General features: G+C 62.5%; 14 protein-coding genes. 5 read left to right on the top strand and 9 right to left on the bottom strand.

The window, feature by feature from the left end:
- Window positions 1-173 precede the first annotated feature (173 nt).
- Window positions 174-317: a hypothetical protein gene (locus tag K3728_15275; GenBank protein ID UWQ95035.1), complete on the top strand. Its 144-nt coding sequence runs from the start codon at window positions 174-176 to the stop codon at window positions 315-317.
- 56 nt (window positions 318-373) lie between these two features.
- The gene (locus K3728_15270) at window positions 374-1,732 is read left to right on the top strand and encodes a proline--tRNA ligase (GenBank protein ID UWQ95034.1); all 1,359 of its coding nucleotides are present in this window, start codon (window positions 374-376) and stop codon (window positions 1,730-1,732) included.
- Between the two features lie 64 nt (window positions 1,733-1,796).
- Here K3728_15270 and K3728_15265 read toward each other — a convergent pair whose 3' ends face one another.
- Both K3728_15265 and K3728_15260 read right to left on the bottom strand, forming a co-directional pair.
- Window positions 1,797-3,011, bottom strand: a complete 1,215-nt coding sequence (locus tag K3728_15265) for a trypsin-like serine protease (protein ID UWQ95033.1) — start codon at window positions 3,009-3,011, stop codon at window positions 1,797-1,799.
- Between the two features lie 142 nt (window positions 3,012-3,153).
- Entirely contained in the window at window positions 3,154-4,362 is a 1,209-nt protein-coding gene (locus tag K3728_15260; GenBank protein UWQ95032.1) for a trypsin-like serine protease, read from the bottom strand.
- Window positions 4,363-4,642: 280 nt separating this feature from the next.
- Between K3728_15260 and K3728_15255 the strand changes: the two genes are divergently transcribed.
- From K3728_15255 to K3728_15245, 3 genes are read left to right on the top strand one after another with little or no spacing between them, the layout of a single operon-like run.
- The gene (locus tag K3728_15255) at window positions 4,643-4,978 is read left to right on the top strand and encodes a BrnA antitoxin family protein (protein UWQ97582.1); all 336 of its coding nucleotides are present in this window, start codon (window positions 4,643-4,645) and stop codon (window positions 4,976-4,978) included.
- 32 nt (window positions 4,979-5,010) lie between these two features.
- Window positions 5,011-5,433, top strand: coding sequence for a putative toxin-antitoxin system toxin component, PIN family (locus K3728_15250; protein UWQ95031.1), 423 nt, complete (start codon window positions 5,011-5,013; stop codon window positions 5,431-5,433).
- Complete coding sequence (locus K3728_15245) at window positions 5,430-5,642, top strand: pilus assembly protein HicB (GenBank protein ID UWQ95030.1); 213 nt, start codon at window positions 5,430-5,432, stop codon at window positions 5,640-5,642. Before K3728_15250 ends, K3728_15245 begins: the two co-directional genes overlap by 4 nt.
- Window positions 5,643-5,646: 4 nt before the next feature.
- On the opposite strand, the gene K3728_15240 is transcribed toward K3728_15245, so the two are convergent.
- The 7 genes from K3728_15240 to serS form a co-directional block, all read right to left on the bottom strand.
- A complete protein-coding gene (locus tag K3728_15240) occupies window positions 5,647-5,988 on the bottom strand; it encodes a hypothetical protein (protein UWQ95029.1) in 342 nt (113 codons plus the stop codon).
- A 32-nt stretch (window positions 5,989-6,020) separates the two neighbouring features.
- Window positions 6,021-9,395, bottom strand: a complete 3,375-nt coding sequence (gene carB, locus K3728_15235) for a carbamoyl-phosphate synthase large subunit (protein UWQ95028.1) — start codon at window positions 9,393-9,395, stop codon at window positions 6,021-6,023.
- A gap of 202 nt (window positions 9,396-9,597) precedes the next feature.
- Window positions 9,598-10,731 carry a peptidoglycan DD-metalloendopeptidase family protein gene (locus tag K3728_15230; GenBank protein ID UWQ95027.1) on the bottom strand — a complete coding sequence of 378 codons (1,134 nt, stop codon included), beginning with the start codon at window positions 10,729-10,731 and terminating at the stop codon, window positions 9,598-9,600.
- Window positions 10,732-10,929: 198 nt separating this feature from the next.
- Entirely contained in the window at window positions 10,930-11,589 is a 660-nt protein-coding gene (locus K3728_15225) for a protein-L-isoaspartate(D-aspartate) O-methyltransferase (protein UWQ95026.1), read from the bottom strand.
- Window positions 11,586-12,377: a 5'/3'-nucleotidase SurE gene (surE, locus tag K3728_15220; protein ID UWQ95025.1), complete on the bottom strand. Its 792-nt coding sequence runs from the start codon at window positions 12,375-12,377 to the stop codon at window positions 11,586-11,588. Before surE ends, K3728_15225 begins: the two co-directional genes overlap by 4 nt.
- 138 nt (window positions 12,378-12,515) lie before the next feature.
- The gene (locus K3728_15215) at window positions 12,516-13,232 is read right to left on the bottom strand and encodes a tryptophan-rich sensory protein (protein UWQ95024.1); all 717 of its coding nucleotides are present in this window, start codon (window positions 13,230-13,232) and stop codon (window positions 12,516-12,518) included.
- Window positions 13,225-14,517 (bottom strand): serine--tRNA ligase, encoded by a 1,293-nt coding sequence (gene serS / locus K3728_15210; protein UWQ95023.1) that lies wholly within the window; start codon window positions 14,515-14,517, stop codon window positions 13,225-13,227. Before serS ends, K3728_15215 begins: the two co-directional genes overlap by 8 nt.
- Window positions 14,518-14,566: the final 49 nt, after the last annotated feature.

Here is a 14,566-nt window from a genome sequence, read left to right as displayed (position 1 = left end):
GCTTCTGTCCCTTGTCCCGCCACACCGACTTCCCTGTTCACACTGCCTCAACGGTCCCTTCGCGGGGCCGTTTTTTTTTGCGATGCGTGGCGTATCGGGGTACGGAAAGCCTGCCTTTTGCGCCGCGTTTGTGCACGCTAACGTGATGACATCGGAGAGAAGGAGCTGCCCAAATGTCTACCATGAACGTACTGTCCATCACCCTAATCGCCCTGATCCTTGGCGCTATGCTTGCCCTGTTTCTTGGGGTTCGCTCCGCCGCAGCGCAGGCCAACGCGGTCCCCGCAGAGCTGCCGCAAACCATCGCTACCTTGTGAGAGTTTTCCCTTTGGCGTAGACCGCAGGGAACACCCATTTCCCAAGGTTCGCCAACATGCGCCTCAGCCGCTACTTCCTGCCCGTCCTCAAAGAAACGCCCGCCGAGGCGCAGATCGTCAGCCACCGGCTGATGTTGCGCGCCGGGATGATCAAGCAATCCAGCGCGGGCATTTATTCCTGGCTGCCCCTGGGGTTCAAAGTTCTCAAGCGGATCGAGCAGATCGTCCACGAAGAACAGACCCGTGCCGGTCACATTCCCATGTTGATGCCCACGTTGCAATCGGCCGAGCTTTGGCAAAAGTCCGGGCGCTACGACGCCTATGGCCCCGAAATGCTGCGTCTGAAGGACCGCCATGACCGTGACATGCTCTACGGTCCCACCAACGAAGAGATGATTACCGACATGGTCGGCACCTTCGTGACGTCCTACAAATCCCTGCCTCTGACGCTGTACCACATCCAGTGGAAGTTCCGCGATGAAGTTCGCCCCCGTTTCGGCGTGATGCGGGGCCGAGAATTTCTGATGAAGGATGGCTATAACTTCGATTTGACGAAGGAAGCCGCGCTGCATGCCTACAACCGCCACCTCGTGTCCTACCTGCGCACGTATGAGCGCATGGGCCTGCAAGCGATCCCCATGCGCGCGGACTCTGGCCCGATTGGCGGCGACTACACGCACGAATTCCTTGTGTTGGCCGACACTGGTGAATCCGAGGTGTTCTATGACGCCGAAATCACTGATCTGAAGTTCGGCGACCGCGAGATCGACTATGACAACTGGGATGAATGCGCCGAAGTGCTGACCGAGTTCACCTCTCGCTATGCGCGCACCGATGAAACCCACGACGCGGCAGAATTCGCCACTGTGCCCGAAGATCGCCAGCGTACGGCGCGGGGCATCGAGGTGGGGCAGATCTTCTATTTCGGGACCGAGTATTCTGAGAAGATGGGCGCGTTCGTGCAGAACGACGAAGGCACGCGCGTGCCGCTCCACATGGGCTCTCACGGGATCGGCGTCAGCCGTCTGTTGGGCGCTATCATCGAGGCCAGCCATGACGACAAGGGCATCATCTGGCCCGAGGGCGTCACACCGTTCCACTGCGGGATTGTGAACCTCAAGCAAGGCGATGCCGAAGCAGATGCCGCCTGTGAGGCGCTAGAGACCGCGCTGGAGAATGCAGGGCTAGAGCCGCTTTACGATGACCGCAATGAACGCGCAGGCGGCAAGTTCGCCACGATGGATCTGATCGGCCTGCCATGGCGCATCACCGTCGGCCCCCGTGGCCTGAAGAACGGCGTGGTGGAGCTCACCGACCGGCGCACCGGCGAAAGCGAAGAAGTGTCACCCGAGGCCGCCGTGGCCCGCGTGGCAGAGGTCTATGCGGCCCACGGGATCGGGACCGCAGGCGCATAACCGCGCCCAAAAGGCCGTTGAGAATGTGAAAGAGGGCGCAATCAGTTGCGCCCTCTTTTGCTGTCTACTTGGTCTCGGGGGCAGGTGCCGGGGCGGACGCCGCGCCTGCAAGCCGCGCCAGATCGGCCACGATGTAATCCACATACATGGCGACGTTGCGATCAAAGGGCTCATCTGGTTGCGGATCGGTGCGGGATTCAACGCCGATGATCTGATGACCGCCGCTGTCCGTGGCAATAAACAACGGAGAGCCGCTATCGCCCGAAAGCGTATCACACTCATGCTCCAACACGTTCTGGGGCGCGACCTCGATCAGGGGGCAGCCGATGTTCCCGGTCAGCACGCCCTGCTGGTCATAGCTATATCCCGCCTGCAAGATTTCCGGCCCCCGGCCCTGCATCATCTCGGCGATTTGGCCTTGGGTCAGGGGGGCGACGGTCATCCAGCCCAACTGGTCGCCCAAGGGCTGGTCGAGGTAGATGAAAGCGTAATCCGTGCCCTCTTGCTCACCGTTCACATAGCCCTCGGCCACGAAGAAATCGCGCACACCCGAGCGCGCCACGTGGGCCCCGTTCTGGAAGCCCGCAAGGAACTCGACCGGGGGCGTATCCACGACGCCATTTTCAACGATGCAATGGGCCGAAGTCAGCACCACGTCAGGGCCGATCAACGTGCCGGTACAGCTGGCCTCGGACAGATCCACAAAGCCGATCATGTTCCAAGGGGCCGTGGCCGCGTCGATAATGACCCGGTCGTCGTTACCAAAGAAGGCGCGATCAAAGTTGATCTCTGGCATCCCCAATTCGGTGATGAGGACATCGGCGGTCGGGAAATTCGGCGCGGTTTCCTCATAGGTGCCGATCCAGATGTCGTATTGCCCGCCAAGGGGCGTGTCGAAGTTCAGGGCCGGGTTCAGATCGACGGTGTCGTCGTTGCAGTACCACTGCCCGTCTGGCGCGTTGATCAGCATCACCGTATCGGCCCCGGATTCCACGTAGAACGACAGCGGGAAGCCGAAGTCTCCATCGGTGAACTGGAGCCGAAGGTCAGGGGCGTCAGCGAAAAAGCCGCGGCAGGCGCCCCCGCTGGCGGCATCGGTATGCTCGCCATAAATCGGGCCGCCCGCCGCAATGGTCACGCGATGCGGGTCGGGCTGGAAGTTTGTTTCCAACGAGATTTCGCCAAAGGTCGGGGGCAGGGTGTAATCCTGTGCCGTAGCGACGGGCGCGGTGACCAGCAGGAGGCCAGCGGCAAGGGTGATGGGGTTAGGCAATGTCATGGCGCTATCCAATATGAAGGAGACACCCGCAAAGACTACGCGGGGGGCCGTTTTCCGGCAATGAGGATGAAAGGGGTTAGGGGGCGCAATGCGCCGGGGTGGACCGGCGGCGAGGGGGATGCCCCCCGCCGCAGTCGTAGGTCTACTTCACCACAGGCTCGGGCAGCGCCGTGGTTGCCGGGGACTGGCCGTTCAGGGACTGATATTCAGCGACGACATTGGCGATATACATCGCGACGTTCATGTCGAACTCCTGCTCGGGCTGGAAGTTGGTGTGGGATTCCACGCCAATGATCCGGTAGCGGTCGCCGTCTTGCACAAACAGCGGAGAGCCACTGTCCCCTTGCACCGTGTCGCATTGGTGCACCAGCCGGTTCTGGCTGGCTAACTCGACGAACGGACAGCTCAGGTTGCCCGTCAGCACGCCCGGTTGATCGGCACTGTACCCCGCCTGAAGGATATCCGGACCCGCACCATTGGCGAAACCGGCAAGCTCGGCCTGGGTCAACGTGCCAATATCCATCCACCCCAATTGATCGCCAAGGGGTTGTTCCAGATAGAAAAAGCCAAAATCCATGCCCTCTTGTTCCGCCAAGCGCCACAGCTCGGGCACGTGGTAGCTGGTCACGCGAGAGGTCGCCACGGCGTTGCCGTTCTCATACCCTGCGCTGAACAACATCGGTGGGTTGTCGGGCTCTCCCAGACCCACAAGGCAATGGCCGCCGGTGAGCACAACATTCGGCCCGATGAGCGTGCCTGTGCAGCTGCCGGATTGCATTTCCACCAAGCCGATCATGTTCCACGGCGTCGCTGTCGGATCCATGACGATACGGTCGTCTTCCCCGAAGAACGAGCGCCTGCGCTGCGGCTCGAACGGCTCTTGCGCGGTGAAGCCCAGTTGCGCGCCGGGATAGTCGCCTTGAGGATCGTTATAGGTGCCGACCCAGACGTCATAGACGCCGCTTTGAGGGGCCTCAAACGACACCGCGCTGTCGAGACCAAAGGTATCGTCGTTACAATACCACCGCCCATCGGGGCCGTTCACCAACAACACGGGGTCCGCGTAGGATTCTGCCGTGATCGAGAAAGGATCGCCATTGGTGGCGTCAAAAACCATACGGAAATCAGGGGCATCGGCGAAATAACCCCGGCACACGTCGCCGCTTACGGCATCGGTAAACGAGCGTTGATCGAGCCCTCCCGCCAGCAAATAAACCCAATTGGGATCGTTGGAAAAGCCCGCCTCCAGGTTCAAGACGCCGAACGTCGGGTTCAACGACGGGTCCTGCGCGTGGGCAGGTGACAGAGACGCCGCAAGGGCGGTGGCTGCAACAAGGGTTAGGTGGCGCATGGGTCACCTCCGTTAAGAAAAGTATAAACATAACGTAGGGGTAGCAGTGGCGCTTGGGCAAGGTTTGGCTTGCGGGGAATGTTCGGGAATCGGGGACGGAAAACCTCCAGTGACACGCGTACACTGGGGCGTACACACCGCGTACACCGCCCCCACATCCATAAAATTTTAACCGATTTGTGCGATTCTGGCCGGACCCAAGGCTTCAAGGACCGGACAATTGCCCCCCAAATTCATCGACAAATCCCCCACCAAGACCGAGCGCTTCCACCACTTCTACATGGTCGATGCGATGCGGCGGTTCGAATACGACATGCACAACGCCATCGCCCTGCACGGCCGCGTGCCGCCGGCTTGGCACGACCTGTCATCGAAACGAGAGACCACCAAAACCCGCGTGACCGTGCGGCTGGATACCGATGTGGTGAAGTGGTTCAAATCCATGGGACCGGGCTACCAACCCCGCCTGAACGCGGTGCTGCGGTCCTTCATGCACGCCAAACTGATGGGGCTGTTGCAAGGCGACGAGACCCTAGACATGTTCCGCGACCCGATGTTTGACGGCGCTCGGAAGCCGGAATGGGGAGACATGGCTCGGGCTCGGGGGGAGGATTGATGCATGAGTGATGTTACGCTATATATAACGTCATGAGATTGGTGCTCGACACAAACGTTTTGGTCGCGGGCATTCGGAGCCGTACAGGTGCGAGCAATCCGCTACTCATCGCGGGCTTTCGGGGCCAGTTCGATTGGGCGTGCTCGGTGCCGCTATTCTATGAATATGAGGACGTCTTGAGCCGGGCGGATTTGCTACTGGATTGCGGTGTCAGCCGCAAAGAAATGGAAGCGTTCCTCACCGACGTTGCGGGGATCGTGCAGCCGGTGGACCTGAAGTTTCTGTGGCGGCCTCAGCTGCGCGATCCGGGTGATGAGATGGTGTTGGAAACGGCGGTTAACGGGCAGGTGGACGCCTTGATTACCCACAACACGAAGGACTTTGGAACCGCTCCGCAGCGGTTTGGTATTGAACTATGGACGCCAGCAGATGCGTTAAGGAGGTTGAAGTCATGAAGGCACGGGTATCACTGAACCTTCCACAGTCGCTGAAACGCGCGGCAGAGGAATTCGCCGAGAAAGACGGCGTATCCCTGAACCAATTCATCGCACTGGCGCTGGCAGAGAAGGTCGGGACAGTTGGCGCGGCGGAGTATTTCGCCGAACGCGGCAAAGGCGCAGACGCCGAGCGGGCCGTGGCGTTTCTGGAGGGGCGGCCGGGGTGAGGGGTCAAACGTCCTCGTCGATATCTTCCTCGTTCTCGTCGACGAGGAGGAGCTTGTGGACGTTGCGGCTGATCTCTGCTGCGATCCCTAGGGCTATGGCAATGAAAAGACTGTACGCCGCTTCGTCCAATATAGAACCTGAATTTGGCTCGTTGAATAATTGCCTAGCAGCGTTGCGGTTGTCTTCCATGGTCTCGGTGCCAAAAAGGATGCCATAACCTGCAACGAATTTGATCAAGGCAGAAATGAAAATCAACCAAGCGATAAATCTACCGACCTTGGTAAAGAACATTTGCTCACTCCAGTAATGCCGGGGCTCCGCCCGTGAATTGACCGAAAGGTCCATTGGACCTTTCGCCCGCATACGGGTTCGTCAATTCACCCCTGCAAAGCCCGCACCACAGTCTCGCCTTCCCGCGCCGACATCATCGCCTGAGCCGCCGCGTGGCTGCCTGCGAGCGTGGTGAAATAGGGGATTTTGTCCATCAGCGTGACCGTCCGCATGGAGCGGGAGTCCTCGACCGCTTGGGCGCCTTCGGTGGTGTTCATCACCAGTTGCACGTCGCCGTCCTTGAGGATGTCGACGATGGTGCGACCGCCCTCGTATTGTTTGTTCACCAGCTCTGTCTCGATCCCGTGACCGGACAGGAAGGCGGCGGTGCCTGAGGTTGCCAGAATGTGGAAGCCCAATGTTTTCAGCATCTTGGCCGTGTCCACCAAGTCGGCGGTCTTGTCCGCCTCTTTGATCGACAGGAAGGCGGTGCCGCTTTCAGGCAGGGAAACACCCGCGCCGAGTTGCGCTTTCAGGAAGGCGCGGGGGAAGGTGCGGTCCCAGCCCATGACTTCGCCGGTAGAGCGCATTTCAGGCCCCAGAAGCGTGTCGACGCCGGGGAAGCGGGCGAAGGGCAAGACAGCCTCTTTGACCGAGAACCAAGGGGTGCGGAAATCGGCCAGCGCCATCGGCTCGCCGGGGATGATCGGCGTATTCTCGTCCACCGGGACGTGGGGTTTTGCCTTGGGGAAGTCGGCCAGTTTCTCACCGGCCATGAGGCGCGCGGCGATGGAGGCGATGGCGCTATCGGTGGCCTTGGCCACAAACGGCACGGTGCGCGAGGCGCGGGGGTTAACCTCGATCAGGTAGATGTCATCGTTGCCGTTCCCATCGGGTTTGACGGCGAACTGGATGTTCATCAGGCCAACGACGTTCAGCGCCTTCGCCAGCGCCTCGGTCTGGGCGATGATGCGGTTTTGCACGTCAACGCTCAGCGTATGGGGGGGCAGGGAACAGGCGCTGTCACCGGAGTGGACGCCCGCTTCCTCGATGTGTTGCATGATGCCCGCCACATGCACGTCGGTGCCGTCACAAAGGGCATCCACGTCGACTTCCGTCGCGCCATCAAGGTAGCTGTCGAGCAGCACGGGGCTGTCGCCGGAGACCACAACGGCGTCACGGATATAGCGGTTGAGTTGCGCCGTATCGCGCACGATTTCCATCGCACGACCGCCCAGAACGTAGGAGGGTCGGATCACCAGCGGATAGCCGAGCGCCTCGGCGGCGGCTTTGGCTTCCTCGTCGGTGGTGGCAATGGCGTTTTCGGGCTGCTTGAGGTCCAGTTTCTGGACAAGCTGTTGGAAACGCTCACGATCTTCGGCCAAGTCGATGGCGTCGGGCGTGGTGCCGAGGATCGGGATACCGGCCTCTTCCAGCGCATTGGCCAGCTTCAGGGGGGTCTGGCCGCCGAATTGGACGATGACGCCGTGCAGGGTGCCGTTTTCTTGCTCCACCCGCAGGATTTCCAGCGTGTGCTCCAGCGTCAGAGGCTCAAAATAGAGGCGGTCCGAGGTGTCGTAGTCGGTCGAGACCGTCTCGGGGTTGCAGTTGACCATGATCGTCTCGTAGCCCGCGTCGCTGAGGGCGAAACAGGCGTGGCAACAGCAGTAGTCGAACTCGATCCCTTGGCCGATGCGGTTCGGGCCACCGCCCAGGATGACCACCTTCTTGGCGTCAGAGGGCCGCGCCTCGCATTCCGCCTCGCCCATCACGGGGGTCTCGTAGGTGGAATACATATAGGGGGTTTGCGCCTCGAACTCGGCGGCGCAAGTGTCGATGCGCTTGAACTGAGCGTGAACGCCCGCGCCGGTGCGCGCGCGGCGCACGTCGGCTTCGGATTGATCGGTCAGCTTGGCAAGACGGGCGTCGGAGAAGCCCATCATCTTGACGCGCCGCAGTTCGGCCGCGTCGGTGGGCAGGCCGTTTTCGCGGATGCGGGCCTCTTCCTCGATGATCTCGCGGATACGGGCGAGGAACCAAGGGTCAAACTTGGTGACGGCGTGGATGTCGTCGTCCGACAGGCCGTGGCGCATGGCCTGCGCAATGACGCGGATGCGGTCCGGGGTCTGTTTCGCCAGCGCCTTGGTGATCGCGGCGGGGTCTTCATCCGTCGCGTCCGACCAAAGGTCGGCAGTAACACCCGGAATCTCGATCTCATCGAAACCGGTCAGGCCGGTTTCCATGGAGGCCAACGCCTTTTGCATCGATTCGTGGAAGCTGCGGCCAATGGCCATCGCCTCACCCACCGACTTCATCGCCGTGGTCAGGTAGGGCTCAGAGCCCGGGAACTTCTCGAACGCGAAGCGCGGGATTTTGGTGACGACATAGTCGATGGTCGGCTCGAACGAGGCGGGCGTGACTTTGGTGATGTCGTTGTCCAGCTCGTCCAGCGTGTAGCCCACGGCTAGCTTCGCGGCGATCTTGGCAATCGGGAAGCCGGTCGCCTTGGAGGCCAAAGCGGACGAGCGCGACACGCGGGGGTTCATCTCGATCACCACCATGCGGCCATCGGCAGGGTTCATCGCCCATTGCACGTTGGAGCCACCGGTTTCTACGCCAATTTCACGCAGAACAGCGATCGAGCCGTTGCGCATCACTTGGTATTCTTTGTCGGTCAGTGTCAGCGCCGGGGCCACGGTAATGGAATCGCCGGTATGGACGCCCATCGGGTCCACGTTTTCAATCGCACAGACGATGATCGCGTTGTCGGCCTTGTCGCGCACCACCTCCATCTCGAATTCTTTCCAACCGAGCAGCGATTCATCCACAAGGATCTGCGCCATGGGAGAGGCTTCCATGCCCGAGCGGCAGAAGAATTCGTATTGCTCACGGTTATACGCCACGCCGCCGCCGGTGCCGCCAAGGGTGAAGGCGGGGCGGATGATGGCGGGCAGACCCACGTATTCGATGGCCTCAATGGCTTCGGCGACGCCCGCGTTGATGTCGAACTTGCCGTCATCGGTCTTGGGGGCGGTGATAATGGTGGCCTTGGGGTTTTCCAGCCCGATCCGGTCCATCGCTTCACGGAACAGCTTGCGATCTTCGGCCATTTCAATGGCGGGACGCTTGGCACCGATCATCTCGACGCCGAATTTTTCCAGAACGCCCATTTCTTCCAACGCCAAGGAAGTGTTCAGGCCGGTCTGCCCGCCCATGGTCGGCAGGAGCGCATCGGGGCGCTCTTTCTCGATGATCTTGGCGACGACTTCGGGGGTAATCGGCTCGATATAGGTGGCATCGGCCAATTCCGGGTCGGTCATGATCGTGGCGGGGTTGGAATTGACCAGAATGACCCGGTAACCCTCTTCGCGGAGCGCCTTACAGGCTTGCGCGCCAGAGTAGTCAAATTCGCAGGCTTGGCCGATCACAATAGGCCCCGCACCGATGATCATGATCGAGTTGATGTCTGATCTTTTTGGCATGGTAGCCCCCAACATGTGCGCAAACTGTCGGCGTTATAGACCGGAGGCGCGGGGGTGCAAGGGCGTAAGGGGCGTCTTGGCGCGAAAAGACGTGATCGCGCGACAATTGGCGTGGCCCGTCAGGGCCACGGGCACGGTGACGCGCCGAAGGCGCGCGCGGGCGAATTGCGAAGCAAAGCGCAATCGGGGCGGGGAATGCCCGTTAGGGCAGGTATTCCGCAGGGTCTACCGCCTCGAACCCACGGCGCACTTCAAAGTGCAGGAACGCCGGGTCGCCGCCGCCTACTTGGGCCACGGTCTGGCCTTGGCTGATCCGGTCGCCGCGCGACACCGCGATGTTCTGGATGTTGGCATAGACGGTCAGAAGCCCGCCGGAGTGGCGAATCACAAGGATTGGCACCTGGTCGGTATCTTGGGTGATCGCGGCCACGGTGCCATCGGCGGCCGCTTGCACGGCGGTGCCGGCGGAGGCGCCAATATCGATGCCTTCATTGCCCGAGCCGTAGCCGCGCACGATTGAGCCCGAAACGGGCCGGATCAGCGGTGCCGCTTCGCGTGGCGCAGTAGCGGCGGGGGCTGGCGCCGGGGTGGCCGTGCCAGTGCCTGCGCCTTCTAGGGCGGGCAGCGCGGCGGTTTCAATGCTGCCGGGCAGAGGATTGGCGGCCGAGGGTGGCAGGGGGGCCACGCTATCGCCGGGGCGGCTGTCGTCGGCGGCTTCAGCGGTTTCAATCACGATGGGGATCAGCAGGTGCTGGCCTTCGCGCACTGCCAGATCGGGGCCAAGGCCGTTCCATTCCGCAAGGCTACGCACCGAGACGCCGTAGAGGCGGGCCACGGAGTAGGCCGTTTCGCCGCGCCCGACGCGGTGGCGGACGGGTTCCTGACCATCGGGCAATTGCGGTCCAGAGGCCGAGGGCGTGCCGCTGCCCGCAGCATCAATCGCGGCCCCCGCGATGGAGGCGATGTCCGTCCCGCTGCCTGTTGCAGAGGCACCGCCGGCCACACGGCTTGGCAGGGCGAGAACCTCACCAGAGCGCAGTTCATCGGTTTCAGAGCGGCCATTGAAGGAGGCCAGTTCCGAGGAGGACAGCCCGATCCGCGCTGCCACATCGGCAACGGTGTCGCCGCGCCGGGCGATGGCGACCTGGTAGCTGTCGTAAGAAATAAGCCCCCGGCTGTCGGGGTCGGGCCGATCGGCCACAGTGACATTGGTGCGGGGCGCGTTGGGGCGGAAGTCGAAATCCCATTCCGCGGGCGCACCGACGCAGGCTGCAAGAAAGACGGGCGCCAGCAGGGAGAGCCTACGGGCGGGAAAATACTGTGTGATCAGGCGCATGGCGCTCGAACCTTCCTCAATAATGCGGAGCCTGCGGCCCTCTTTGCGCGTAGTTTACACAGAAACGTCGGGTTTCGGAAGGGGGACAGGTGAGGGCGGTTTCCCAGTGGCGAACGATCGCTGGGGGGAGGCCATGGGATTGAGTTGTATGGGCCAAGATGAAGGGGGAGCGGTGCGCGTTAAAGCAGCGGCGGGGGGCTAGTCGCGGGCGGTGCCTTCGATGAGGGGGACGAAGCGCACGGGCATCAGTTCGTCGTAGTCGTAGCCGGTGTCGTGCCGGGTGACTTTTATCAGGCTTTGAACGGTATCGGATTGTCCCACGGGCACAACCATGATGCCGCCGATTTTGAGTTGTTGCATCAGGGGGCCGGGGGGGTCTTCGGCGGCGGCGGTCACGAGGATGCGGTCAAAAGGGCCTTGGTCGGGCAGTCCGAAGGAGCCGTCACGGGTGAGCACGGTGATGTTGACAAGGCCTTGTTTCGTGAAGGCGATTTCCGCTTCACGGGTCAGGTTGCGGTGGCGGTCGATGGTGTAGACGCGTCGGGCGAGGTGGCTGAGGATGGCGGCCTGGTAGCCGGAGCCGGTGCCGACTTCGAGCACGGTGTCACGGGGTTGCACGTTGAGGGCCTGGGTCATCAGGCCGACAACAGAGGGTTGGCTGATGGTCTGGCCCGAGCTGATCGGAAGGGGCATGTCCTCGTAGGCGCGGGCGGCGAAATGGCCCCGCACGAAGGCGCCGCGATCGACGCGCTCCATTGCGGTGAGGACGCGTTTGTCCATCACGCCTTTTTGGCGCAATTGGTAGAGGAACTGCATTTTGCGTTCCGGGTCGAAGCCGGCGCCCTCGCGGTCGGTCATTCGATGGCATCTTTCAAGGTGGCGAGCCTGTCATAGGCGGTGAGGTCCGCGCGCATCGGGGTGACCGAGATATAGCCGTCGAGGTTGGCGGTGGCATCGGTGTTGTCGCCGGAGGGCACGTTTTGGGGAGATCCGGTGATCCAGAGAAATTTGCGCCCGTTGGGGGCGGTGTCGGCGCGCATGCCCATGCCGGTGCCGCCTTCGCGGAAGCCCTGGGCCACGGCGCGGATGCCTTTGACTTCGGCGGCGGGAAGGGGCGGGAAGTTGACGTTGTAGAACAGTTTGTAGGGGTGGCTGGTGAAGGCGTCCGGGGTGGAGAGAATTTTGCGAATGACGTCGGCGCCGTGGGTGCTGGCGGCTTCGAACTGGTTTTCGAGGCTCACGTTGCCGGGGCCGTAGTATTGCGACAGGGCGATGGCGGGGACGCCCTGGATTGCGGCCTCGATCGCGGCGCCGATGGTGCCGGAATAGAGCGTATTCTCGGCCGAGTTATTGCCCTTGTTGACGCCGGAAAGGATCAGGTCTGGGGGCGTGTCCATCAGCACATCGTGGAGGGCGGCGATGACGCAATCGGCTGGGCTGCCTTCGGCGGCGAAGCGACGGGGGCCGAATTCCGAGATCATCGTGGGGTGGGTGTAGGAGATGCAATGGCCGACGCCCGATTGTTCAAAGGCGGGGGCGACGGTCCAGACCTCTCCGGTGTCGCCGGCGATGTCGGTTGCGATGGCGTGGAGGACTTCAAGGCCGGGGGCGTTGATGCCGTCGTCGTTGGTGATGAGAATGCGCATGGGTGCGGGTGTAGCTTGTGGCCGCCATTGCGGCAAGCGGTGGCAAGGAGGCGGGGCGTGTCCTTTTGACCTTGGCGTCGGGGGCGGCGTTGCGCAGTGAGTTGTATGGCCAAGGTGAAATGGGGGGGAGCGTCAGGTTTACTGCCGGAGGCGCTGGAGGGTCTGGGAGCTGAGGATTGCGATGACGGTGATGGTGGTCCCGAGGGGGAGCGTGGCGCCGTTGGGGGTGTTGGCGACCACGACACCGATGAGCGCCCAGAGGACGGCGGCGGCATAGGGCAGCGGATGGGCGGTGGCGCGGATCACGAGGGTGGCGACAGCGCCGATGACGATGAGGCCGCCGATGCTGACGATTGTGGTGGAGAGGCCGGTGTAGGCGGCGATGATTGTGGCGCTGGCAACGATGGCGGCTGCCGACAGCCAGCCCGCGTAGAGGGCGATGGGCGCGGCGGCGAGGGCCGATTGGGAGGCGGGCGCGTTGAACAGCGCGATGAGGGCGGTGACCAGCATTGCGAGGATGAGAACCGTTGAGGTGACGGGGGCAGAGAGCGCCACGGGAATCCAGCTTGCCCCGATCACCAGCGACAGGAGCAGCGGCGCGCGCATCGGCTGCCAGTCGGGTGCTACGGCGCGAGACAGGAGGCCGTAGGCGGCGCTGATGATGAGCCAGACATAGATCACGCCCCAGATCGCGAAGGCGTATCCGGCCGGTTGGATTGGGGGATCATCCACGGGACGGGGCAATTGGCTGGGGTCAAAGCCCGAGAACGGCTCGGTCAGGAGAGGAGAGACCGCGAAGGCGATGGCAGCCAGCAAGACGAGGGCCGCCATCGCTTTGGACGAGAGATCAGGCAAGATTGCCCTCCGCCGTGATTTGGGTTTTGCCGCCAAGCCAGGGGTGCAGCGCCTCGGGCAAGCTCACGGAGCCATCGGCGTTTTGGCCGTTTTCCAGCACCGCAATCAGGCAGCGCCCGACGGCGAGGCCAGAGCCGTTGAGGGTGTGTACGAACTCGGGCTTGCCGCCGGCGCTGGGCTTGAACCGCGCGTTCATGCGGCGGGCCTGGAACGCGCCACAGGTGGAGACCGACGAAATCTCTCGGTAGGTGTTCTGGCCGGGCAGCCAAGCCTCGATATCGAACGTCCGCGTCGCGCCGAAGCCCATGTCGCCTGCGCAGAGCAGGACCGTGCGGTAGGGGATGTTCAGCTTGTCGAGAATCCCCTCGGCACAGGCCAGCATCCGCATTTGTTCGTCGTCAGACGTGTCCGGGTGGGTGACGGAGACCATTTCGACCTTTTCGAACTGGTGCTGGCGCAGCATCCCCGACGTGTCGCGGCCCGCGCTGCCCGCTTCAGACCGGAAGCAGAGAGAATGGGCGGTGTAGCGGCGGGGCAGGGTGGCTTCGTCTACGATATTGCCGCTGTCGAGAGAGGTCAGCGTGACCTCGGATGTGGGGATCAGCCACCAGCCATTGGTCGTCTGGTAGCTGTCTTCGGCGAACTTGGGCAATTGGCCGGTGCCATACATGGTTTCGTCGCGCACCAGCACGGGGGCGTTGATCTCGGTCAGGCCATTCTCGTCCGTGTGGGTGTCGAGCATGAATTGCGCCAAGGCGCGGTGGACGCGGGCGACGGCGCCTTTCAACGTCACGAAACGCGCGCCCGATAGCTTGGCGGCGGTCTCGAAATCCATGGAGGCAGCGACACCTTTGATGTCAAAATGCTCGTTCGGCGTGAAGTCGAACACACGCGGGGTGCCGCGGCGGTGCTGTTCGACGTTGTCGTCCTCATCCGCGCCCGGGGGCACGTCGGGGTGGGGCAGGTTTGGCAAGGCTTCAAGGATCGCGGTCAGTTCCGCGTCTTTTGCCTTGGCCTCTTCATCGAGGCGGGCAATTTCGTCTTTCTTGGCCGCGACGAGGGCGCGCAGACGCTCAAACTCGGCCTCATCGCCCGAGGCTTTTGCCTTGCCCACTTCCTTGGAGGCGGCGTTGCGGTCGGCCTGTGCGGTTTCTGCCTGCGTGATCGCGTTGCGGCGGGCCGTGTCGATGGCGAGAATCTCAGAGGACACAGGAGACAGACCCCGAAGCGCCAGAGCGGCGTCGAAAGCGGCAGGGTTTTCGCGGATCGCGCGGATGTCGTGCATGGGTTGTGCCTCCTTAAATGCGTGAGCGCGGTATGCCAGAGGGCGCGGC

The sequence above is a fragment of the Rhodobacteraceae bacterium M385 genome, from assembly GCA_025141835.1.
Classification (GTDB): domain Bacteria; phylum Pseudomonadota; class Alphaproteobacteria; order Rhodobacterales; family Rhodobacteraceae; genus Gymnodinialimonas.
This window is presented reverse-complemented; position numbering and strand designations above follow the sequence as displayed.